We start from the raw sequence: 22,114 nt of genomic DNA, 5'->3' as shown, positions 1-22,114 counted from the left end.
CCTTTGTGGTGGCGGGGGTGAGCTCAATGTCGGTGCGCACGTTGAGCGACATTCCAATAAGCACCTCTACAGGATTTCATCTGGGTTGGCGGGTTTGGTTGTTTTGGGGATGCCGAGTTTGGATGACGCGAAATCGTCAACATTGTCCTTAATTCCGTCTTTGGTGTAGACAGTGACCATATAGGTGCTGTGTCCGAATTCGCCCTTGTCGCGTGTTGCCCAGGCATCCCAGTAGGCGGCCCCGTTTCGCCCTTTGATTTTTCCGACACGGCGGAGTTCTGTTCGCTTTAATTTCTGGTTGCTATAGATGGTTCGACCGGCCTCCTCGGTGAGCCCGCACTGCCCAAGTAGCTTATCGAGGACTTGGTTCATGTGGCGCTCGTCGGTGTTTGGAGCATAGCCGTAAGCGAGGGTGATGGAGTCGAGGGGCTGGTCGTCGATCAAATAATTCATCGCCTGAGGTTCAAGGCAGAAATAAGGAGATCGTCCGTCGATCTGATCGAGCAGCGGTAACTTTGACCGCCAAATTCCGGTGGGAATTCCATCTTCGTAAAACACGCCGCGACAGATAAAGGAGAGCGAGGTGGCACGCGAGCCGGCGTCGACCATTCCGCATAAATCGAAGGGCGAGGCGATGCCAAGGGAAAAGGGCGTGGCGACGATAAGGAAGAGCATAACGATGGGTATGGCGAGAATGGCGATGACGTTGCGACCGGTGGAATGAGGCGGCTTCATATGCGCTCCTCGAGACAAAGAGCAGGCAAGCTCGATGACAAATGAATAATCTCAGCTAACAATTCAATTTTAATCTCATAACGTGTGACAGCTGGCCGTCGAAACCGAGAATCACCGCAAAGGTGCCTGTCCCCTTTGTGGTGATTCTCGGTTTGTCTCGATCTGTAACAGTTAGACCCTAATTTGCCGATTAGATGTTACAGATTGAGACAAACGGTTGCCGCTGGTCATTTTCTCTCGATCTGTAACATCTAGGATCAAAAATGGCTGCTAGATGTTACAGATCGAGACGGTAGTGCGCCTGGGCAGCGGCGGGCTGACATCTCAGTACCCTATCCATCAATCACTCAGAAAATCTTATATATAGAGACTTAGATTTGTGTATAAGATCGTACAAAGCTGGCAACAATACTTCTCGAACAACGTGAAGCCGCCCCGTAGGGCGGCCGCCCCAAGAGAGGTGATTCCATGAGAATCGATAAGCTAGCAATGACGTCGCGCGAGGCGCTGCAGACCGCCATGAGCACGGCTGCCGATGCGCAGGCCGGCGCGGTGGAGCCGATCCACCTGCTGTCTGCCCTGCTCGGTGCCGGCGAACGCAATATCTCCGTGATTATCGAGCGCATCGGTGCCGACCCAGCTCAGCTCGCACGTTCCACACAGGATGCCATCGACCACGCGCCCAAGGTTTCGGGCGAGGGTCAGCAGATGGGTCTTTCCAATGAGCTTGTCCGCGTCATCGAGAAGGCCGAGAAAAAGGCCACCAAGATGGGCGACAGCTTTGTGGTGACCGAGCATCTGCTGATGGCACTTGCCGAGGACAAGGGCGAGGCGGGCCGCGTTCTGCGCGACGCAGGCGTCACCAAGGAGCGCATCGAGCAGGTCTACGAGGAGCTGCGTGGCGATGACCGCGTGACGTCTGCCGAGGACAAGACCCAGTTTGAGGCGCTGGAGCAGTACGGACGCAACATCTGCGATCTTGCCCGCGCCGGCAAGCTCGACCCTGTCATCGGCCGTACCGACGAGATTCGTCGTACCATCCAGGTCCTGTCCCGTCGCACCAAGAACAACCCCGTGCTCATCGGCGAGCCGGGCGTGGGTAAAACTGCCATCGTCGAGGGCATCGCCCAGCGTATCGTGGCCGGCGACGTGCCGAGCACCCTGCGCGACCGCGACCTCATCGAGCTCGACATGAGCGCGCTGGTCGCCGGCGCCAAGTACCGTGGTGAGTTCGAGGACCGCTTGAAGGCCGTGCTCAAGGAAGTGCAAAAATCGGAAGGCAAGGTCATCCTGTTCATCGATGAGCTCCACACCATCGTGGGCGCGGGTGCCACCGAGGGCTCCATGGACGCCGGCAACATCCTCAAGCCTGCGCTCGCCCGTGGCGACCTGCATGCGATCGGCGCGACCACGCTCGACGAATACCGCAAGTACATCGAGAAGGACGCGGCGCTCGCCCGTCGTTTCCAGACCGTGATGGTCAGCGAGCCCACCGTCGAGGACACCATTTCGATCCTGCGTGGCTTGAAGGAGAAGTACGAGATCTTCCACGGCGTGCATATCACCGATAGCGCGCTCGTGGCAGCTGCCGACCTCTCCGATCGCTACATCGCCGACCGTTTCCTGCCCGACAAGGCCATCGACCTGGTCGATGAGGCGGCAAGCCGCCTGCGCATGGAGCTCGACAGCATGCCGGTCGAGATCGATGCCACCACGCGTCAGCTCACCCAGCTGCAGATCGAGGAGCAGGCACTCATGAAGGAGACCGACGACGCTTCCAAGGAGCGTCTGGAGGCCTTGCGCCAGGAGATTGCCGAGGTTCAGGAAAAGCTCAACGTGCAAAAGGCCGGCTGGCTCAACCAGAAGAACGCCATCGACCACGTGCAGGAGCTCAAGGGCCAGCTCGATGAGGCCAAGAGCGAAGAGGAGCGTGCGACGCGCAACGGCGATTTGGGTCGTGCGTCCGAGCTGCGCTACTCCGTGATTCCGGGTCTGCAACAGCAGATTCAGGATTCCGAGGCTGCGCTCGAGGCACAAAAGCAGCAGGACGGCGAGGGCCTCAACGAACAGGTGACCTCCGATGAGATCGCCGAGGTCGTGAGCGCCTGGACCGGTGTGCCCGTGTCCAAGATGATGCAGGGCGAGCTCGACAAGCTCAAGGGCCTGGAGGGCGAGCTGCACAAGCGCGTCATCGGCCAGGACGAGGCGGTCTCCGCTGTCGCCGCGGCCGTGCGTCGCAGCCGTGCGGGCCTCTCCGATCCGGACAAGCCCATCGGCAGCTTCTTCTTCCTGGGCCCCACTGGCGTGGGCAAGACCGAGCTCGCAAAGGCGCTTGCCGAGTGCCTGTTCGATGACGAGCGCGCGCTCGTGCGTATCGACATGTCCGAGTATATGGAGAAGTTCAGCGTCCAGCGTCTGATTGGTGCGCCCCCGGGATACGTGGGCTACGACGAGGGCGGTCAGCTCACCGAGGCCGTGCGCCGTCGTCCGTACTCTGTGATCTTGCTCGACGAGATGGAGAAGGCTCATCCGGATGTCTTTAACGTGCTGTTGCAGGTGCTTGATGACGGCCGCCTGACCGATGGCCAGGGTCGCCAGGTGTCCTTCAAGAACACGATCATCATCATGACGTCTAACGTGGGCTCCAAGGCTATCGCTGAGCTTTCCGGCAAGGACGAGGAGGAGATGCGCCATCAGGTCGACGCGGCCATGGCTCAGACCTTCCGCCCCGAGTTTCTCAACCGTATCGACGATATCGTGGTGTTCCATCCGCTCGGCATGGCGCAGATCGAGAAGATCGTCGACATCCAGCTCGCCGACGTCCGCGCGCGTCTGGCCAAGGAGCGCATGACGCTTGCCATCACCCCGGCGGCCAAGCAGATGCTCGCCGTGGGCGGCTTGGACCCGGTCTTTGGCGCCCGTCCGCTCAAGCGTCTGGTTCAGCGCGAGGTCGTGGATGCCATCGCCGCCGCTATCATCGATGGCACGGTGCGTGAGGGCGATCAGGTGACGGTCGATGTCGACAAGGACGGCGGCTTTACCGTCGTGTGCGACAACACGCCGGCGGCCACCTACGAGGTCCCCGACGCCGAGTAGGTTTTGGGCCATGCCTTAAAATCTGCCAGCCGTCTCTAAACGCCAAGGGCGGCGGATCCAATGGGTCCGCCGCCCTTTTTCGTGCGACAATCGATGTTGTTGAACGTGAGTACATGGCAAGGAGATATGCAGATGATAGACAAGAGCAAGACAAACACGCCGGCGACCGATGCCGCACCCAAGCCTGCGCCTAAGCCGGCACCCAAGCCGCGCGACCCCTACATCCGTGCCGAGAACGAGGACGACGACGGCTACGATCCCTACAGCGATCGCCGCCCCGAGCGCGAGCCGATGTTCGAAGCCGATCCGTGGCGCTGAGTGCCACCCAAAAGGCCACCAATAAGTTGCGGTGAAATAGGGATTGTTTTGCGGTTTGACCAGCAAAAACAGTCCCTATTTCACCGCAACTGCGTTAGGGATGGGGTGTTGGGCGGCTGCCTTCGGGTCGGCTAGTCCTGGGCTTTGATGCTCGGCAGGAGAATCTGGGCGAGGTAGTCGGTCTCGAGTTTGGTCGCGGCGTCTGCCTTGCCGTCTTTACCGACCAGGTCGTTTTTGATCTGGCTGTATGTGTAGCGGTTGCCGGTCGTGAGTTCGACAAGCTCAATCGCCGTATCCATGGGGTAGGTCGACACGGGGTCCTGCGTGCGCCCGTTGATGGTTTGAGGAATCACGTACGGATAGACAGGGCCGCTGGCGTAGACGGTGTAGCCGTTGCCTAGGCTGACCGTGCCCAAAACCGTATCGCCATCGTCGGGCGTAAAGGTCTCGCCGTCGCGCACGGCGACAAGCGTCACGATTGGCGTATTGGCGTCATCGCCCAGATAGATACACAGCGTGCTGCCGTTTTGCCAGGTAGCAACCTTACCGTACCACTCGACGGGGATATCGAGCTGATACAGATCCGTCGCCTTATGCCGAGCATCGGCATCGCGCGCGGCCTGCGCTTCGCTCGCGTTCACGGCGTTAGCGGCGGCATCACGGCGAGCGGTTGCTGCCTGCTGAAGTATCTTGGCGGCCGCGGCAGAGCTGCAACCGCCTTTCTCGGCATATTTGGCCGCGGCATCGATCTGGTCGTCGGTCACCGTGTCTGCCGAAGGTACCTTAAGCTTAAAGGATGCCTGAGCGCTCAGGTCCTGCCCGTCGCTCTTTATGCTGACCTGCGCCTTGGTGGCCGGCACGGTGTAAATGGTACCGTCGGCTGCGATGGGGGACCCAGCGATGGAGAACGTGTAATCGCCGGGCAGCAGCTTAATGCCGCGACCGTGCTCGTCAACGTAGAGCGTTTCGCTCACGGAAGAACCGTCGGAATCCTGCCCGCTCACCTGCACGGGAATCTTGGAGCCAGTTGAGCAGTCGAGGCCCGCGGCATGCACGCCAATCTGCACCGACATCATGGTATGGGCGTTTGCGGCAAGTACGGCAGCCTGCTCTTGCTGATATCCGTTCCAGGCAGCATAGCCTGCGCCGCCGGCGACGAGCGCGACGGCCACAACGCCGGCAACCATCAGGTTGCGGCGCTTGGGCGACATCTTACGATGACGAACCTCGGCTTCGCGTGCCGAAGGAACGGACGGCAGGGGAATATCGCCCATGGCGATGGTCTCGTCCACGGCAGGCGCAGAGCCTAAGCCAGGGAGCTCGCGGGTCAGCGAATCTTCGGCCGGCAAGTTGTCGAGCAAGATGGTTTCCTCGTTCGTGTCGGATTCGGGCTGGTCGTCGGCCTCGCATTCGGAATCCTCGTGCCCCGCCCCGTCTTCGGTGGGCGCGGCGCCATCGTCTTTTGCATCCTGATCATCGGGCTGTGCCTCGATTTCCGGCTCATCCTGCACATCAACGCTCGAATCGTCAAACGCAACATCGTCAAGCGAAATCCGGTCTAGGCTCTCCAGGGCCTCGGCACACGCTTCTGCATCTTGGGCCGCATCCTCTTGGCCCATCGTCTCATCTTTCATATATCCCCCAAGCTCAATATCGGGACAACACTGTACCCAAAAACGGGACCCCATAGAGCCGCCGCATGATTTGAAACCCGATTTTATATATGCGCATGTTTTTGAATAGATGAATAGAGACGCAACGACAAAAGCCCCCGAAAAGCGAGCGAAACGCTTTCCGGGGGCTCTGCGAGACATTGGATTGAAAATCTGGCGAGCGGGCCTATGCCCAGGCGCCAACAGCGACCAACATGTTACTCGGCGTGCGCGTAATCCACCTTGGCGCGGCGAGCGGTAGCCTTCTCCCAATCGCTGGTGCCCTCAAAGACATCCTGCTTGTAGGGGTTGCGGCCGAGCTTCTTGGCACGGTAGGCGATGTAGATGATTGCGGCGACGTTGGCGATCAGCGCGGCAATCGAGACCGCGGTTGCGGCGCCGGGGTCGAGCGTGGAGTGCGTCACAAAGATGGACTCCTCCTGGAAGTACGGGAACACCTGGGCAAACATGCACCAAATGGCCAGCGTGAAGGCGCGGTTCTGGATCCAGCCGCCCTTGTTCCAGATAAAGGCGGCGACGGTGGGCGCCAGCAGCAGCGCAAAGCCGCAGAACCAGGAGTGGGTGGGCAGGCAGTTGTAGGTGTAGCAGAAGTTCCAGATATCGTAGGCGATGATGTAGACCCAGGTCATGTCGGGCCACAGCATATCGGTCTGATCCTCGGAGGCGTAGACGCTCCACCAACCGGTCATGCAGAAGATGTTGATGATGCCGGCGATGCCGTTGAACACGTTGTTCCAGCCGGCCAGCTGCGTAGCACCTTCGGAGGTGACCCAGGTGGACTGGCCCAGGACAAAGAAGTGATAGGCGCTCTCGAAGTCGGACACGACGGCGATCATGATGTTGATGGCGACGATCACAAACGGCCATGCGCGGAACCAATGCGCCTTGCCGATCTTGCCCCACTGGTACTTAATGGCAATGAAGCCCCAGCAACCGGCCAGCGCCGCGTATACCTTGGCGTAGTGGAACCAGCTGTTCTGGTACACATGGGTGGGGTTGGTGAGCGCCCACTCGGCGCCCTGTGAGACGCCGATGGCGATAGCGACGCAGTAGATGGTCATGGCCAACGGAGCCACGCCAAAGATGATTGCCGCGCCCAGCTTGGTGCGGCGGCCGACCTCGTTGAGCACGATCAGGCCAATAAAGACCATGGCCCAGCCGGCCCAGTGGATAAGGGCATCGCTACCCCAAACATCGAACAGCATGCTGCTCTCCTTTCACACGCCCGCGGCCCCTCTTCTGATCGCGGGCAGTTTGGCCAAATGTCGTCAGTTCTGGGGCATGCGCTCCGGATACTTGGCGGTATAGCCCTCGATGTGGAGTGTCGAGGCGATGATTTCCTTGACCGTCTCGTCGGGCACATCGGGGTGCGTGCGGATATACATCAACAACCCCATGATGAGGGTGTAGAACGTTTCGTAGACATGGTCGATGCGCAGCTCGTGATGGGCGACAAAATCCACCACGGTGGTGTCGCAGATGTACTGAGCCACGCGCTGAACCACGTTGTGCAGAAAGCCGCCGTAGAGCGCGCCGCTGCTTGAGGTGAGTGTACTCGGCAGCTCGTGACCGCTGGCGACCAGACGCTTAAAGAGCGGGGCGACGGTGTCGAGCGCGCCCTCGATATCGCCGACGGTGCGGTTGGCATTCCACTGCTCGAGCTCGGAGATGAAACCGTCGATCGCCTCGTCCATAACAGCGGTGACAGCGGCGTCCATGTCGGCGAAGTAGTGGTAGAAGAGCGAGCGCGTGCAGCCGGCTCGTTTGGTCACGGCCGATACCGATAGATGCGACACGCCCAGCTCAGAGCTTACGGTGCGCACGGCGGCGAGGATCTCGCGACGGCGTTCGTCGCCCGTCAAGCGCTTTGCCGCGCTATCGGATGCGGGGACGGCATCGACTACAGAGGTATCTGCTGTGTTGTTGCTCATGTTTTGCCGCCTTTCATCCTCTTTTGCCTGATCGTTCGCCTAACAGTCTTGAATATTGTTGACGGTTCGTCAATACTGTTTTTGACACAATGTCAACAATAACGGGTGAACGGCGTGGGGGCATGTCGAGCCCGTAAAAAGAGGGGCGCTGCGTGCCTGCCAGGTTGCGGCAAGAGAAGGGACGACTATGATTCTCAACGGACCGGGGATTAGCTACACCGAGCCCGATATCGGTGCGGAGTTTGTGCCGCCGCTGCCGGAGCATCCGCGCGAGGCCATCGTCAAGCTGTGCGAGCACTGCACTAACCGCCTGCTGCATCGCGACGAGCTGCTGGGCTACGAGTACTGGTCGTTTGCCGAGGCCGCGACTGACGAGCAAGCCGAAGTGCTCTGCAAGATGAAGATGCGCCGTCCCTATACGCTGCCCGAGATGGTCAAGCTCACCGGCATGCCCGAGGCCGATATCGAAAAGATGCTCGACGACATGAGCTACACGGGTCTGCTCGAGTATAACTGGGAAAACCCCGAGCGCGCCAAGCAGTGGGTCCTGCCCATGCTGGTGCCGGGTTCTGCCGAGTTCCTCAACATGCGCGTGAGCCAGCTCGATGAGCATCCGGTCTACGCCAAGTTCTTTGAACAGGCATCCAAGGGTCCGCTGTCCAAGGCCACGCCGATGGTGCCGCCCGGAGGCGCCGGCATCGGCATGCACGTCATTCCGGTCGAGAAGGCCATCGATGCCGCGAGCACCTCGGTGCCTATTGAGCATATCGAGCACTGGCTCGACAAATACGAGGGTAAGTATGCCGCCAGCACCTGCAGCTGCCGCGCAAGCCGTCGCGTGATGGGCGAGGGCTGCGCCGACGACCCGGCCGATTGGTGCATCGCCGTGGGCGATATGGCCGACTACGTGGTCGAGACCGATCGTGGCCATTACGTGACCCGCGACGAGGTCTACGACATCCTGCGCCAGGCCGAGGACAACGGCTTTGTGCACCAGATCACCAACATTGACGGCGAGAACAAGATCTTCGCCATCTGCAACTGCAACGTCAACGTGTGCTACGCCCTGCGCACCTCGCAGCTGTTCAACACGCCCAACCTGTCGCGCTCGGCCTATGTCGCCAAGGTCGAGAAGGACAAGTGCGTGGCCTGCGGTCGCTGCGTTGAGGTGTGTCCGGCCGGCGCCGCCAAGCTGGGCCAGAAGCTCTGCAGCAAAAAGGCGGGCGGACGGGTGCCCGAGTATCCGCGCCAGGAGCTGCCCGATGCCACCAAGTGGGACCACACCAAGTGGTCGCCCAACTACCGCAACGACAACCGCATCGAGACGCACGAGTCCGGCACCGCGCCCTGCAAGACGGCCTGCCCCGCGCACGTTGCCGTTCAGGGCTATCTGAAGCTCGCGGCTCAGGGCCGCTATGACGAGGCCCTAGCACTCATTAAGCGCGAGAACCCGCTGCCCGCCATCTGCGGCCGTGTGTGCAACCGCCGCTGCGAGGACGCCTGCACCCGCGGCCGTGTGGACGCCGCCGTGGCTATCGACGAGGTCAAGAAGTTCATCGCCCAGCGCGATCTTGATGCCGCGACCCGCTATGTCCCGCCCGTGGTGACGCCGACGCGCGCTGGCGGCTTCGATCAGAAGATCGCCATCATCGGTGCCGGTCCCGCCGGCCTGTCCTGCGCTTTCTACCTGGCCGAGAAGGGCTACAAGCCTGTCGTGTTCGAGAAGAACGAGCGCCCGGGCGGTATGCTCACCTACGGTATTCCCAGCTTTAAGCTGGAGAAGGACGTTATCGAGGCCGAGGTCGAGATCATTCGCCTGATGGGTGCCGAGTTCCGCTATGGCGTGGAGGTCGGCCGCGATGTGACGCTCGACGAGCTGCGCGCGCAGGGCTTTAAGGCCTTCTACGTGGCCATTGGCTGCCAGGGCGGCCGCCTTGCCGGCATTCCGGGCGAGGATGCCGAGGACGTGACCGTGGCCGTCGACTTTTTGCGCGAGGTCAACAGCGGCAAGATCGACGCGCTGCCCGGCCGCACCATCGTGGTGGGCGGCGGCAACGTGGCTATCGATGTCGCGCGCAACGCCTGCCGTTTGGGTTCCGAGCACGTCGAGATGTTCTGCCTGGAGAGCGAGGCCCAGATGCCCGCCAGCGAGGAGGAGCGTCGCGAGGCCGTTGAGGACGGCGCTCACATCAGCTGCGGCTGGGGTCCCAAGGAGGTTCACCTGGACGAGGCCGGTCGTGTGTGCGGTATCACCTTCAAGCGCTGCACGCGCGTCTTTGACGACGAGGGCCGGTTTGCGCCCGAGTACGACGAGAACGATCTGCGTCGTGTCGATGCCGACCGTGTCGTCATGTCGATTGGCCAGTCCATTGTGTGGGGCGACCTGTTGGCTGGCTCCAAGGTGGAGCTTGGCCGCGGCCAGGGTGCTCTTGCCGATCTCCAGACCTATCAGACTGCCGAGCCCGACATCTTTGTGGGCGGCGACGTCTATACCGGTCCGAGCTTTGCCATCGACGCCATCGCCGCCGGTCACGAGGCCGCCGTGTCCATCCATCGCTTTGTGCAGCCGGGCTCCACGCTCACCATCGGCCGCAACCAGCGCCGCTATACCGCGCTCGACCGCGACGATGTCGTGATCGAGAGCTACGACAACGCGAGCCGCGAGGCTGCCCACGTGGACCGCGAGCGCGAGAAGGCCGCGCCGTTTAGCGAGTACGTCGAGACCTTTACCGAAGAGCAGGTGCGCGCCGAGACCGCCCGTTGCCTGGGTTGCGGTGCCTCGATCGTCGACCCCAACAAGTGCATCGGCTGCGGCCTGTGCACCACCAAGTGCGCGTTCGACGCCATCCATCTGGATCGCGACCGCCCCGAGTGCTCCACGATGGTCAAATACGAGCAAAAGCTCCCCAGTCTGGGTAAGTACGCTTTGAAACGCGCAATCAAAATCAAGTTCGGTCGCAAGTAAGTAGTCATAACGGGAACGGCGGAGGAAAAAGTGCACGAGCTCGGAATCGTTTACCACATCATTCGCGATGTTGAGAACGTGGCGCGTGCCAATGGCGTGCGTCGCGTCTCGAGCGTGACATTGCTGCTGGGCGAGGTCTCGGGCGTCGTTCCCGACTTGCTGCTCGACGCTTGGCGCTGGGCGGCAGATAAAAAGTCCATCACCGAGGGTGCGGAGCTTATTGTGGAGCCTGTCGAGGCCGTGACGCATTGCGAGGCGTGCGGCTGCGACTACGCGACGGTCGAGCACGGCAAGACCTGCCCCCATTGCGGCAGCGGCGAGACATACCTGCTGCAGGGCCAGGAGGTCATGATCAAGCAGATCGAGACCCCCGACGAGGACCCGGCAGGCGCTGCCCCCGATGGCCCTTCTGAAGCCCCCGATGCCGTCGACGCCGCCAACCCCCTCCACATCGCCTAACTTGGTCGTTGGGGACGTTCTTAAACGACTAGTCAAACAAGAACGTCCCCAATGACTACTTGCGCTAGAACATAAGTCACGATAACAGTCAAGTCATGTCTGTTTAAACAAAATAGCGGCAGTACAAGCGCATTCGCGCTTGCCAAAATCGATATTAATGAACAGCCTGCTTGTATCTGTAAAATGCACGGCTTGATGAGCGGCGCCTTGGCGGGTAATGAGTGAAAAACCAGCAACGTAATCAACTTGTAACAAACCTAGACGTTTAAACAAATAATGCAACCTTTTGCAAATTTAGCGATAATTCCACAAACTAAACAGGTATACTTCCTTAATGTCGTGTAGGGAATACGTAGACAAAAAGGAGGTTATGTGATGGTAAGTATTGTTCTTGCTAGCCACGGGGACTTGGCAGCTGGAATCAAGCAGACGGGCTCGATGGTCTTTGGCGATCAGCCGTCTGTAGCCGTGGTCTCGCTCGAGCCGAGCATGGGCCCCGACGACTTCCGTGCCAAGGTCGAGGAAGCAGTCGCTTCCTTCGAGGACCAGGAGCAGGTGCTCTTCCTCGTTGATCTGTGGGGCGGCACGCCGTTCAACCAGATCAGCGGGCTCATCGAGGGCCACGATTCCTGGGCTATCGTCACCGGTGTCAACCTGCCTATGCTCATCGAGGCATATTCGCAGCGCTTTGATGCAAAGAACACTGCACATGCGATCGCAAAACATCTCGTGACTGAGGCTAAGGCTGGCGTGCGCGTCAAGCCCGAGTCTCTGGAGCCCGAGGAGAAGAAGCCGGCTGCGGCCGCTGCTGCTCCTGCAGGCGCCATCCCTCCGGGAACGGTCATCGGCGACGGGCACATCAAGATCGCCCACGTCCGTATCGACACCCGTCTGCTGCATGGTCAGGTGGCCACCACGTGGACCAAGCAGATCAACCCCAACCGCATCATCGTGGTTTCCGACGGCGTTGCTCACGACGAGCTCCGCAAGACCATGATCGAGCAGGCTGCCCCTCCGGGAGTCCATGCCAACGTCGTGCCCATCAAGAAGATGGCCGAGGTCGTCAAGGACACGCGCTTTGGTGACACCAAGGCCATGCTGCTCTTCGAGAACCCGCAGGATCTGCTCAAGGCCATCGAGGCCGGCGTCGACATCAAGGAAGTCAACATCGGTTCCATGGCTCACTCCAAGGGCAAGGTCGTCGTCACCAACGCCGTCGCCATGGGCGATGACGACGTCAAGACTCTCGAGGCCCTCAAGGCTAAGGGCGTCAAGTTCGAGGTCCGCAAGGTTCCTTCGGATTCCTCCGAGGATCTCGACGCCATGTTGAAGAAAGCTAAGGCCGAACTGGCCGCTCAAGCATAGTAAAGGAGGGTCCGATACATGTCTGCAATCACTATTCTGCTTGTTGCGATTGTCGCGTTGCTTGCCGGTATGGAAGGCATTCTGGATGAGTTCCAGTTCCATCAGCCGCTCGTGGCATGCACGCTTATCGGTCTCGTAACCGGTCACCTTCAGGAGGGCATCCTCCTGGGCGGTTCGCTCCAGATGATGGCCCTTGGCTGGGCTAACGTCGGCGCCGCCGTCGCGCCTGACGCCGCTCTGGCCTCGGTCGCCTCTTCGATCATCATGGTGCTCGCCCTCAACGGCGGCGCTACCGATCCGTCGAAGGCCGTTACCGCCGCTATCGCCGTCGCTGTCCCGCTGTCGGTCGCTGGTCTGTTCCTGACCATGATCTGCCGTACCCTGGCTACCGCTATCGCTCACGCCATGGACGGTTGCGCCGAGAAGGGCGACTTCGCCGGCATCGAGCGTTGGCAGTACATTGCCATCCTTATGCAGGGCCTTCGTATCGCCATCCCGGCAGTACTTCTGTGCATCATCCCGGCCGAGGCAGTTACCAACGCGCTTAACGCTATGCCCGACTGGCTGTCCGGCGGCATGGCTGTCGGCGGCGGCATGGTCGCTTCCGTCGGTTACGCCATGGTCATCAACATGATGGCCACCAAGGAGACCTGGCCGTTCTTCATCCTCGGCTTTGTCCTTGCTGCGATCCCTCAGCTCACGCTGATCGCCCTTGGCCTCATCGGTATCTCCCTTGCCCTCATCTACCTTGGCCTTAAGGATCTGGCCAAGCAGGGTGGCGGCATGGGCGGTGGCTCCGGCGACCCGCTCGGCGATATTCTGAACGATTACGAGTAGGAGGGGAGTGATACATATGGCAGAGAACAAGATTCAGCTCACCAAGGCTGACCGCAAGAAGGTTTGCTTCCGTCATCAGTTCCTTCAGGGCTCGTGGAACTACGAGCGTATGCAGAACGGCGGCTGGTGCTTCGCAATGATCCCTGCGATCAAGAAGCTCTACACCAGCAAGGATGACCAGATTGCCGCTCTTAAGCGCCACCTGGAGTTCTATAACACCCACCCCTATGTTTCCGCCCCCGTCATTGGCGTTACCCTCGCCCTCGAGGAGGAGCGCGCCAACGGTGCTCCGATCGACGACGTCGCCATCCAGGGCGTCAAGGTCGGTATGATGGGCCCGCTCGCCGGCGTCGGCGACCCTGCCTTCTGGTTCACCCTTCGCCCGATTCTGGGCGCTCTGGGCGCTTCCATGGCCCTGTCCGGCAGCATCGCCGGTCCGCTGCTGTTCTTCTTCGCGTGGAACATCATCCGTTACGCCTTCCTGTGGTACACGCAGGAGTTTGGCTACAAGGTCGGCTCCTCCATCGCCAAGGACCTCTCCGGCGGTCTGATGGGCAAGGTCACCGAGGGTGCTTCCATCCTGGGTATGTTCATCATCGGCGCCCTGGTCGAGCGCTGGGTGTCCATCTCCTTCACCCCGGTCGTCTCCAAGGTCACGCAGTCTGCTGGCGCCTTTATCGACTGGGCTAATCTGCCCTCCGGTTCTGAGGGTGTCAAGGAAGCACTGACGATGTATAACTCCATCGGTGCTAACGCCCTTGATCAGGTGAAGGTCACCACGCTTCAGGCTAACCTCGATCAGCTCATCCCCGGCCTTGCCGCCGTGTGCCTGACCCTGCTGGTCTGCAAGCTCCTCAAGAAGAAGGTCAGCCCGATCGTCATCATCCTGGCTCTCTTCGCCGTCGGCATCATCGGTCGCGTCTGCGGCTTCATGTAAGCACGCTTCGGCTTAAGACCGAGAGTTGCTAGGCAAGGGCTTTTGAGCCATTGAAACGGACCGCACCCGGTGGGTACACTGGATGCGGTCCGATTGTTTTATTTGGAGGGCGAGGCGCGCATGGCGCAATCTCAGAACAGCACGGTCGATCTGGCAACGCCGGCAACCTGCCTGATGGGGCTTACCAGTCACGGTAACGTAATGGTGGGCAATAAGGCGTTCGAGTACTATAACGAGCGCAATCCCGAGGATTATATTCAAATCCCATGGGACGAGGTCGACTATATTGCCGCCGAGGTTTTACGCGGCACCAAGAAGATCACACGTTTTGCCATCTTCACCAAGGACAACGGTCACTTTACGTTTTCGACGCGCGACGACAAAGAGACGCTTCGTGCGGTTCGTAAGTACGTCGACGAGGATAAGCTCGTGCGTTCGCCCGACTTTATCGATGTGACGGCCAAGGGCGCCAAGAGCATCCCCTCCGTTATCAAAAACCTCTTCCACAAAGGCAACTAGTCGTTGGGGAAATATCATCCCGGTTTGAGCGCCTATTCTGGGATGCAGTTTCCGGAACAGGCTCAATTGGGAAACCATATCCCGTTTCGAGCTCAAATTCCGGGTCGTAGTTTCCTAGAGAGGCCCCATCCGGAAAGCCCGTCCCAGATCTCGTCTGGATAGTGGGACACGCTTTCCGGAAGGCTGTTCCACCGTAACTTCGAAGAGTGGCTATGCGCTGCATGGCAGTGGCGCAAATCTGCTACACTAGTACAACATGCCTCCGTAGCTCAGGGGATAGAGCACCGCTCTCCTAAAGCGGGTGTCGACGGTTCGAATCCGCCCGGGGGCACCAGGAAAATCGCAGGTCAGGAGTTATTTTTGCTTCTGACCTGTTCTGGTTTTGGGGTTAAGAACCGCTTCCGTTTGTAAATCTGGTAAGTAAATATTATGACTTCCCGAGTTTTCCACTGAAAACAGGAAATCACCATTTTGGGGATAAAAGTTTTCAACAGCTGTTAGTCGGTTCCATTTTGGTGACGCGCTTCCCTCTTTTGGGTAAAAAATATCACCATTTTGATGATTCGGCAGCTTTGAATTCTCTGATAAAAAGCCTGTTCAGAAGCTTGTTTCATACCCATTTTGGTGAAACCAATATATAGAGAAATAGATTATAAAGATTATAAAGAAATAGGGACGGCGATGCCGTCCCCTTCGCTCGCAAAGCTCGCTGCGCGGCCACGTACCGTGTCCTTGCCACCGGCTACGCCGTCGATAAAGAATAGGGACAGCGATGCTGCCCCACCTTCGCTCGCGGAGCTCGCTGCGCGGCCACGTACCGTGTCCTTGCCGCCGGCTACGCCGCCGATTTATTCGCTCACTTCGTTCGCTGATTGATGGACTAATCCGATTTATCGGTGACACCAGTCATAAGTGCAGCAATTGATATGTTGAATCCATTGGCAATTTTAGAGAGGTTAGAAAGACTGACATTTCTGCGTCCGACCTCTATCGAGGCGTAGTAAGACCTGTCCATGTCAATGCGGTTCGCAAATTGCTCTTGTGAGTAACCAGACTCTGATCTGAGTTCTTTGCACCGTAGACCAAAGGATTGTTGTAGCGGCGAGATATCCATGACAAAAAGGGTCATGGATTGTTGTATTTATGCCAACGGACTATATACAACAATCCCTGTTAAGGCGCATAATTACCTCTATTGGAAAGCACTCTGATGCCCAGTCGAATAGGGCACGGAAGAGGAATGGAACAGCACAATGACCCAGGGAAAGCATTTCGCTGCCGGTGGCGATCACTTCGCCGCACTGCCAAACAAAAAGATTCACACCCCGAAGGGGATCGCGCGTCTGACCGTCACCGCGGCGACCATGGCCGCCATGACCGGATCGAGCCTCATCTCACCGTTCACGGCATTCGCCCAGACCGGTGACGGGGACACGCAGCACCCCGCCGTGATGTCGCCGATCGCCGCCCACGCCGGCGCGGCATCCGGTACCGGCGCGAAATCCGCCGCACAGACCATCGCGGACCTGCAGAAGGCAGTCGACGAGGCGAAGGCGAAGGAGGACGCCGCCAAGGCAGCCTACGATGAGGCCGCCGGTCCCTACAACGAGGCGGCTTCCGCCCGCGACCAGGCCAAGGCATCCTACGATTCGGCAGTCAGCGCCGGCACGGCAGCCGACCGAGCGGCAATGGACGAGTACGCCCGTCAGGTCGCAGAGGGCAAGGACGCCGCCGATGCCGCCGGCAAGGACCTCGAGCAGGCGAAGGCGGGTCTCGCAGACGCCAAGGCGGATGCGTCCGAGAAGGGCGAGGCGTACCAGTCCGCCCTCAAGGCGGCCCAGGATGCTAAGGACGCCCTCGATAAGGCCAAGGCAGATGCCGTAAGCGCCACCCCGGAGGCAATCAGTGCCGCCGAACAGGCCGTGCGCGACGCCCAGGCTGCCGTGGAAAGGGCACAGGCCAATCTCGCCAACGCCAACGCGACGCTTGCCGATGCCCAGTCCAAGCTGGTTGCGGCCCAGTCTGCAAAGGATTCCGCCGACGCCGTCCTCGCCGCAGCCCAGCAGAACAAGGACGCGGCGGATGCGAAGGCCGCAGCCGCCAGCGCCGCCTACGAGAAGGCGAAAGCAGACCTCGCCGCAGCGGAGGCAGGCGCGAGCGGCCCGGAGTACGATGCGGCAAAACAGAAGGTCGCGGACGCGGAGGCAGCCCTCGCTGCCGCACAAGCGACACAGTCCCAGTGCGAGTCCGAGCTCGAGCAGGCGCAGTCCGCTGCAGCAACGGCACAGACCGAACTGAGTGATGCCCAGGCGTCCCTCTCCGCGAAGCAGCAGGCCGCGACCGATGCCGAATCCGGCGTGAACGCCGCCCAGTCCGCACTCGATGCCGCGAACGCCGACCTCGAGGCCGCCAAGCAGGCGAACGTCGACGCTGTCGCCAAGCTGGATGCAGCGAAGCAGGCTGTCAAGGACGCTGAGTCCGCCAAGGCAGCCGCCGATGTAGAGCTTGCGAACGCCAAGGCCGCAAAGGATACCGCAGACGCCGCCGTAACCGCCGCCCAGCAGAAGGTCGACGAGGCACAGGCGAAACTCGATTCCGCCGACGCGCAACTCAAGCAGGGAGCCATCGGCTTCTTCCGTGCCATGGGTGCCGATTCAGCCATCGAGATCATCCAGAACTGTACACACAAGGACTACACCGAGGTCGGAAACAGCCTCGATGCGACCAGTCTCGACAACATGCTCGCGGCAATCCCGTACATGAAGTCCATCAACGAGTATCGCAAGTCCGTCGGTCTCTCCGAACTCCAGGTCACCTATAAGCTCATTGCAGCGGCGATAGCCAACGCAAACTATTCCGATGTCAAGTTTGGGCATTCCATGCAGTTCGATACGACCGAAAACCTCGCATGGAATTATGGAACCGATCCGAAACCGCAGTGGGTTGACCAAGAAAAGGCTTTCTTCGATCAGGCGGTTCAGGAGCTCTATGGCGTCACCGGTCTAACCGGTAAGGATGCCGTAGATTTCTACAAGACGCATAGCGGGATTGAATCCTATGTCAACCAGCACTTCAAGGTTGCCGGATATCCCGCAACCGTCGGTCACTACCTGCATGTCATCAGCCCCGAAATCGGCTATATGGGCATGGCAGTCTGCAGCAAGGGAACCTTGAACGGCTGGCAGACCGACAGCCTCGATACCGCAAACCTTGGTTGGGCAGGTTCAGGCTGGAACATGAACCCCATCTCCGTCGACGAGTATGAGCAGAAGCTGACCTCCTATATCAACGGCCTCAAGAACGCCAAGAGCGCACTCGACGTAGCCAAGGCCGATCTCGCATCCAAGAAGCAGGCAGCCGCCGGCGCCGCCACAACCGTCCAGCAGAAGCAGGTCGCGGTGGATTCCGCACAGGCAGGTGTCGATGCCGCAAAGCAGGGTGTTGCCGATGCCCAGCGTGCCGTCGATGCCACCAAGGCTGATGTCGCCGCAAAGCAGCAGGGCGTCACGGATGCCCAGACCGAGCTTGATGCGGCGAAATCGGACCTCGATGCCGCCAACGCGGCAGTCGATACGGCAAAGTCGACCGTCCAGCAGAAGCAGGTCGCCTTTGATGCTGCCAACGCAGCCGTAACGACCGCACAGTCTAAGTTGGATTCCGCCAAGGCGGACACCGCTGCCAAGCAGCAGGGCGTGGACGATGCGAACGCCGACCTCGCGAAGTTCTTCCAGGACGTCGCCGACGCCAAGAAGGCGCTCGATACAGCAAAGAGCGTCCATGACGCAGCGGCAGCCGATCAGGTCGAGAAGGCGACCGTCCTCGCCGCCGCCGAGCAAAAGGCGGACACCACCGCACGCGCCCTCGCGGATGCCCAGCGTGCCGTCGATGCCGCGAAGGCCGACACCGGCGTTGCCGCCGACAGGCTTACCGGCTCCCAGACTGATCTCGAGGACGCACAGTCGAACCTCGACATCCTCACCGGCCTTGCCGCGAAGCTCGCAGAGGCACAGCAGCGCGAGCAGGATGCAGTAAAGGCCGTCAATGACACCAAGGCCGCCCTCGATGCCGCGAAGGCGGATACTATCGCCGCCGAGTCCCTGGTCTCCGCCGCCGAACAGGCGAAGGCACAGGCAGACGCCAAGCTGTCGAAGCTGAACTCCATCGATGCCGGCGCGGCGATCGCTTCCGGCCATGATGTGAACGCGGATGACGCCCTCAACGCGCTTTTCGCCGCCGCCGTCGAGGCACGTGCCAAGGTCGCGCCCGCCAAGGCCATCCTGGACGAGAAGCAGGCCGCGGTGGACGGGCTCCAGCCCGGCTACGATGCGGCACTCGCCGCCTACGAGCAGGCGAAGTCCGACCGCATCGCGGCGGAGCAGAAGCTTTCCGATGAGATCGCACGACAGGAGGCAGAGGAGACCGCAAAGCAGCAGGCGGCATACACCCCGAAGCACCTCGCCGGCACGGATACCGCCCAGCCCGGCAGCCTCGCCCAGACCGGTGACCGCGCGGGACTCATCGGCGAGACGTTCGTCATCGGCGGTACCGTCCTCGTGGCGGCCGGCGTCTTCCTCGATCAAAAGAAGCGCCGCGAGCAGATGTAAAAGCGAACCGGGCGTTGGATATCGGCTGGTGTCCAACGCCCGGTTTCATGGACAGGGAGATCGGCGTGAGAACAAAGGCTATTATCGTTGCGCTTCTGGTGTGCCTTTCGGCACCTCAACTTGGATGTGCCAGCGTTGCAAAGCAAGGAAGCGGCTCTACGGAAAGGGCCGCCACAGCGGTAAAGAATAAAGACAAAAAGAAGCCGAGTGAAGAAAAGGCGGCGCAAGCCTCTGGAGCCAAGACCGAGGAGAAGAAAGAATCCGACGGCAAGGACCAGAAGTCCGATGACTCCAAGAAGGAGGATAACAAGTCTTCCGATTCCTCGAAGTCGGACAACAAGGGCGATTCCTCCCAGTCCAAGCAGAATTCCGGTAATTCTCAGAACTCTGGCAGCAATAACTCCTCTTCCAACGGCGGTAGCCAGAAGAAGTGGGTTGCCGAGCAGGGCCACTGGGAGACAGATTACAGCCAGGTCTGGGTACCGAATGTAGTGTATACGCGCCATGAACGTTGGATGTGCTCTGTATGCCATGCAACGTTTAACTCAGCAGCCGAAATGGACGCTCACGCTCACGGTCTCCGCTGACACTACGACACCGCGAAGCCTTTCGCTCGAAACGAGGCCTCTCATTTCGTGTCTACGCTACGCTCCGCCCAATCGCCGTTCCGGTGATTGCAAGATGACTGTGGGTGGCATTTTTGTGGGCCCATCCGGACCCCGAAAACACCACGCCACAGACCTTGCTTATCGCCTGCTACGGCGATAAGGTTGTTGCGAAGTTGAAACTTCGCGATGAAGAATCGCGGAGACGATTCTTCATTGGAACGACGTCAGTCGTTCCTCATCAAAGGAAAGCGAATCGCATAGCAGGTTTTGATCGGAGGCCTCTCCGATCGCTGATTCGTTTTCCGGAGGAATCATGAGTAGGCTCCGCCCGCACACCGTCAAGGCGTCTCTTTCAAATGACGAGAAGAAAGCCATCGCTGCAATCGCAAAGCGACATGAGATGAGCGAGGCGGAACTCATGCGTTTCGTTTTGTGCAATGCCGACGATCTCGATATCGATTTTGGTCTTGCGGAAATCGCTGATCAAAAATCCCGAACCGATGACATTCACGTCCGGGTCTCGCCGGAAGAAAAAAGAAAAATCGAAAGCAATGCTGATTCCCTCGATATGACTGTCAGTGCGTATGCTCGTCGCGTACTGCTCAAAGGGCATGTCGAGAAAATCGATGTCGATCGGGCGTCGATCGACAAAATCTATCACGAGCTTTTGAAGGAAGGAACAAACCTCAATCAGCTGATGTATTTTGTGAACGCCCAAGGGCTTCCCGCGTACAACGAGAAAGCTGTTTTTCGAACACTTGAGAAGGTTTATCAAGTTGGGCGTAAGCTAGACCGTTTCATCGACGAGCTCGAAAAGCGCTATTTCGTCGGTGGTGATGTGAAGTGACTGTTATCAAACAGAAAAGTGTATCGAGCGAGCGCTACGCAAAGAATGTCCGTAAATACATCAACGGAAAAGATGCGATTGTGCGTGGTGGCTGGAACATCGAATGGAGCGACCACTGGTTTTCGAAAATGGATAGAACCAGAAAGGTTTTCCATCACGACAAGCCGTCGAGAGCCGGAGCCAAAAACGTAATCCTGCTACACCAGATCCTCGCGTTTCTTCCGGAAGAATGCTCATGCAACGGAGGCAAGATGACCCCCGATGCATGTCTGGCCTACGCGGAGCAATGGCTTGCGAAGCACTATCCGCATCAACAGGTGATTCTCGCGCTGCACGAGGAGAGCGACAAAGCGGGAAAACGGTTCGCGGTCCATATGGCAATCAACCGGACAAACCTTGATACCGGCAAGCGTTGCGACATCGGCGGTCGCAAGGGAAAGTACGAACGCGCTGCATGGGTTCGTGAAATGGACGAGGCCTGGAATCTCGCTCAGCTCGAAAAGGGAAAGAAGAATTCGAAGATTCGAGATCGACAGCCGCGCGATATTGAAAAGGAGATTGTCAATCGTGGTGAGTACAGTTATAAAAACAATCTGCGTGAGCTGATCCATATTGCGATTGACGAAGGTCGCGTAAAGAATATGGAGCAATTCAAAAAGCTACTTGCCTCATGGGGCGTAGACATTTTCATCAAGAACAATCGAGTCTATGCGACAGATCTCGATATCAAAGAGGCCGGCAATCCGAAGTGCACTTTCAACCTGACCCGTCTTGACGGGCGGTTTGCGGTCAAGCAACTTGAAGCGGCCTTTAAAAATAACGTGTTGGAAGCCGAGCGAGCCCTTCCTTATGAGAGGCGTTGCGAGATTTACATTCAACGGCTTAAGAAAGCGTATTCGGCGTGGGTCGAGCAGGCAAAGGCGAGCAAGGGCGTCGCCTACAATCTCTTCCCTAAGTTCATCGCACCGAAGTGCGATGAAGATCTGCTCGAGGATCCGGCGGTTCGTGATGAGCTTCTTGCCCGGCGCGGTTACGCAAGGGAGATTCGCAACCGTTACGCCGGCGGCGTTCCCGATGCTGGCGATGACCGCGTTCGCGCCGCAGGCCGAGCCCATGGTGGCAACATCGACATCTCGCCGCAGGTCGATCGCGCGGTCGACCGAGGCGATTGCGCTCGTGGAGACACGCCTCGCTAGTTTTGGAAAGCCTATCGTCGGTGC

Annotated in this window: 17 protein-coding genes and 1 tRNA gene; 13 read left to right on the top strand and 5 right to left on the bottom strand. The window is 59.4% G+C overall.

Annotated elements, in window-relative coordinates:
• Nucleotides 1-66: 66 nt before the first annotated feature.
• A complete protein-coding gene (locus tag ACESWY_RS00995) occupies nucleotides 67-735 on the bottom strand; it encodes a hypothetical protein (protein ID WP_373093234.1) in 669 nt (222 codons plus the stop codon).
• Nucleotides 736-1,203: 468 nt separating this feature from the next.
• Between ACESWY_RS00995 and clpB the strand changes: the two genes are divergently transcribed.
• The gene (gene clpB, locus ACESWY_RS00990) at nucleotides 1,204-3,831 is read left to right on the top strand and encodes an ATP-dependent chaperone ClpB (RefSeq protein WP_138375308.1); all 2,628 of its coding nucleotides are present in this window, start codon (nucleotides 1,204-1,206) and stop codon (nucleotides 3,829-3,831) included.
• A gap of 132 nt (nucleotides 3,832-3,963) precedes the next feature.
• Nucleotides 3,964-4,149, top strand: a complete 186-nt coding sequence (locus ACESWY_RS00985) for a hypothetical protein (protein WP_373093235.1) — start codon at nucleotides 3,964-3,966, stop codon at nucleotides 4,147-4,149.
• Nucleotides 4,150-4,280: 131 nt separating this feature from the next.
• Here ACESWY_RS00985 and ACESWY_RS00980 read toward each other — a convergent pair whose 3' ends face one another.
• The 3 genes from ACESWY_RS00980 to ACESWY_RS00970 all read right to left on the bottom strand — a co-directional run bounded on the left by ACESWY_RS00980 (nucleotide 4,281) and on the right by ACESWY_RS00970 (nucleotide 7,753).
• Nucleotides 4,281-5,783, bottom strand: coding sequence for a hypothetical protein (locus ACESWY_RS00980; RefSeq protein WP_373093236.1), 1,503 nt, complete (start codon nucleotides 5,781-5,783; stop codon nucleotides 4,281-4,283).
• Between the two features lie 236 nt (nucleotides 5,784-6,019).
• The gene (locus tag ACESWY_RS00975; RefSeq protein WP_373093237.1) at nucleotides 6,020-7,027 is read right to left on the bottom strand and encodes a DUF5692 family protein; all 1,008 of its coding nucleotides are present in this window, start codon (nucleotides 7,025-7,027) and stop codon (nucleotides 6,020-6,022) included.
• A gap of 63 nt (nucleotides 7,028-7,090) precedes the next feature.
• Nucleotides 7,091-7,753 (bottom strand): TetR/AcrR family transcriptional regulator, encoded by a 663-nt coding sequence (locus tag ACESWY_RS00970; protein WP_373093238.1) that lies wholly within the window; start codon nucleotides 7,751-7,753, stop codon nucleotides 7,091-7,093.
• Nucleotides 7,754-7,940: 187 nt separating this feature from the next.
• On the opposite strand from ACESWY_RS00970, the gene ACESWY_RS00965 reads away from it, so the two are divergent.
• The 7 genes from ACESWY_RS00965 (at nucleotide 7,941) to ACESWY_RS00935 (ending at nucleotide 15,169) form a co-directional block, all read left to right on the top strand.
• Nucleotides 7,941-10,718, top strand: a complete 2,778-nt coding sequence (locus ACESWY_RS00965; protein WP_373093239.1) for an FAD-dependent oxidoreductase — start codon at nucleotides 7,941-7,943, stop codon at nucleotides 10,716-10,718.
• 30 nt (nucleotides 10,719-10,748) lie between these two features.
• Nucleotides 10,749-11,177 (top strand): hydrogenase maturation nickel metallochaperone HypA/HybF, encoded by a 429-nt coding sequence (locus tag ACESWY_RS00960; protein WP_196022362.1) that lies wholly within the window; start codon nucleotides 10,749-10,751, stop codon nucleotides 11,175-11,177.
• A gap of 375 nt (nucleotides 11,178-11,552) precedes the next feature.
• The gene (locus tag ACESWY_RS00955; RefSeq protein ID WP_148332486.1) at nucleotides 11,553-12,542 is read left to right on the top strand and encodes a PTS sugar transporter subunit IIB; all 990 of its coding nucleotides are present in this window, start codon (nucleotides 11,553-11,555) and stop codon (nucleotides 12,540-12,542) included.
• Nucleotides 12,543-12,560: 18 nt separating this feature from the next.
• Complete coding sequence (locus ACESWY_RS00950; RefSeq protein WP_271739911.1) at nucleotides 12,561-13,379, top strand: PTS mannose/fructose/sorbose transporter subunit IIC; 819 nt, start codon at nucleotides 12,561-12,563, stop codon at nucleotides 13,377-13,379.
• A 16-nt stretch (nucleotides 13,380-13,395) separates the two neighbouring features.
• Complete coding sequence (locus ACESWY_RS00945; protein WP_343006488.1) at nucleotides 13,396-14,316, top strand: PTS system mannose/fructose/sorbose family transporter subunit IID; 921 nt, start codon at nucleotides 13,396-13,398, stop codon at nucleotides 14,314-14,316.
• A 120-nt stretch (nucleotides 14,317-14,436) separates the two neighbouring features.
• Nucleotides 14,437-14,835 carry a DUF956 family protein gene (locus ACESWY_RS00940; RefSeq protein WP_006235193.1) on the top strand — a complete coding sequence of 133 codons (399 nt, stop codon included), beginning with the start codon at nucleotides 14,437-14,439 and terminating at the stop codon, nucleotides 14,833-14,835.
• 258 nt (nucleotides 14,836-15,093) lie between these two features.
• Nucleotides 15,094-15,169, top strand: a tRNA-Arg gene (locus ACESWY_RS00935).
• Between the two features lie 546 nt (nucleotides 15,170-15,715).
• Here the strand turns inward: ACESWY_RS00935 and ACESWY_RS00930 are convergent.
• Nucleotides 15,716-15,949 carry a helix-turn-helix domain-containing protein gene (locus tag ACESWY_RS00930; RefSeq protein WP_373202133.1) on the bottom strand — a complete coding sequence of 78 codons (234 nt, stop codon included), beginning with the start codon at nucleotides 15,947-15,949 and terminating at the stop codon, nucleotides 15,716-15,718.
• A 139-nt stretch (nucleotides 15,950-16,088) separates the two neighbouring features.
• Here ACESWY_RS00930 and ACESWY_RS00925 point away from each other — a divergent pair, with 139 nt between their 5' ends.
• From ACESWY_RS00925 to ACESWY_RS00910, 4 genes are all read left to right on the top strand, one after another.
• Nucleotides 16,089-19,439, top strand: coding sequence for a CAP domain-containing protein (locus tag ACESWY_RS00925; protein ID WP_373093241.1), 3,351 nt, complete (start codon nucleotides 16,089-16,091; stop codon nucleotides 19,437-19,439).
• 47 nt (nucleotides 19,440-19,486) lie between these two features.
• On the top strand, nucleotides 19,487-20,026 hold the full coding sequence (locus ACESWY_RS00920; RefSeq protein WP_373093242.1) for a hypothetical protein: 540 nt from the start codon (nucleotides 19,487-19,489) through the stop codon (nucleotides 20,024-20,026).
• Nucleotides 20,027-20,360: 334 nt separating this feature from the next.
• The gene (locus ACESWY_RS00915) at nucleotides 20,361-20,894 is read left to right on the top strand and encodes a plasmid mobilization protein (protein ID WP_373093243.1); all 534 of its coding nucleotides are present in this window, start codon (nucleotides 20,361-20,363) and stop codon (nucleotides 20,892-20,894) included.
• Nucleotides 20,891-22,090 (top strand): relaxase/mobilization nuclease domain-containing protein, encoded by a 1,200-nt coding sequence (locus tag ACESWY_RS00910; RefSeq protein WP_373093244.1) that lies wholly within the window; start codon nucleotides 20,891-20,893, stop codon nucleotides 22,088-22,090. Before ACESWY_RS00915 ends, ACESWY_RS00910 begins: the two co-directional genes overlap by 4 nt.
• Nucleotides 22,091-22,114 lie beyond the last annotated feature (24 nt).

The organism is Collinsella aerofaciens ATCC 25986, from assembly GCF_964237925.1.
Lineage (GTDB): Bacteria > Actinomycetota > Coriobacteriia > Coriobacteriales > Coriobacteriaceae > Collinsella > Collinsella aerofaciens_BJ.
The sequence above is the reverse complement of the archived record's forward strand: the minus strand, read 5'-3'. Positions and strand labels throughout refer to the sequence as shown.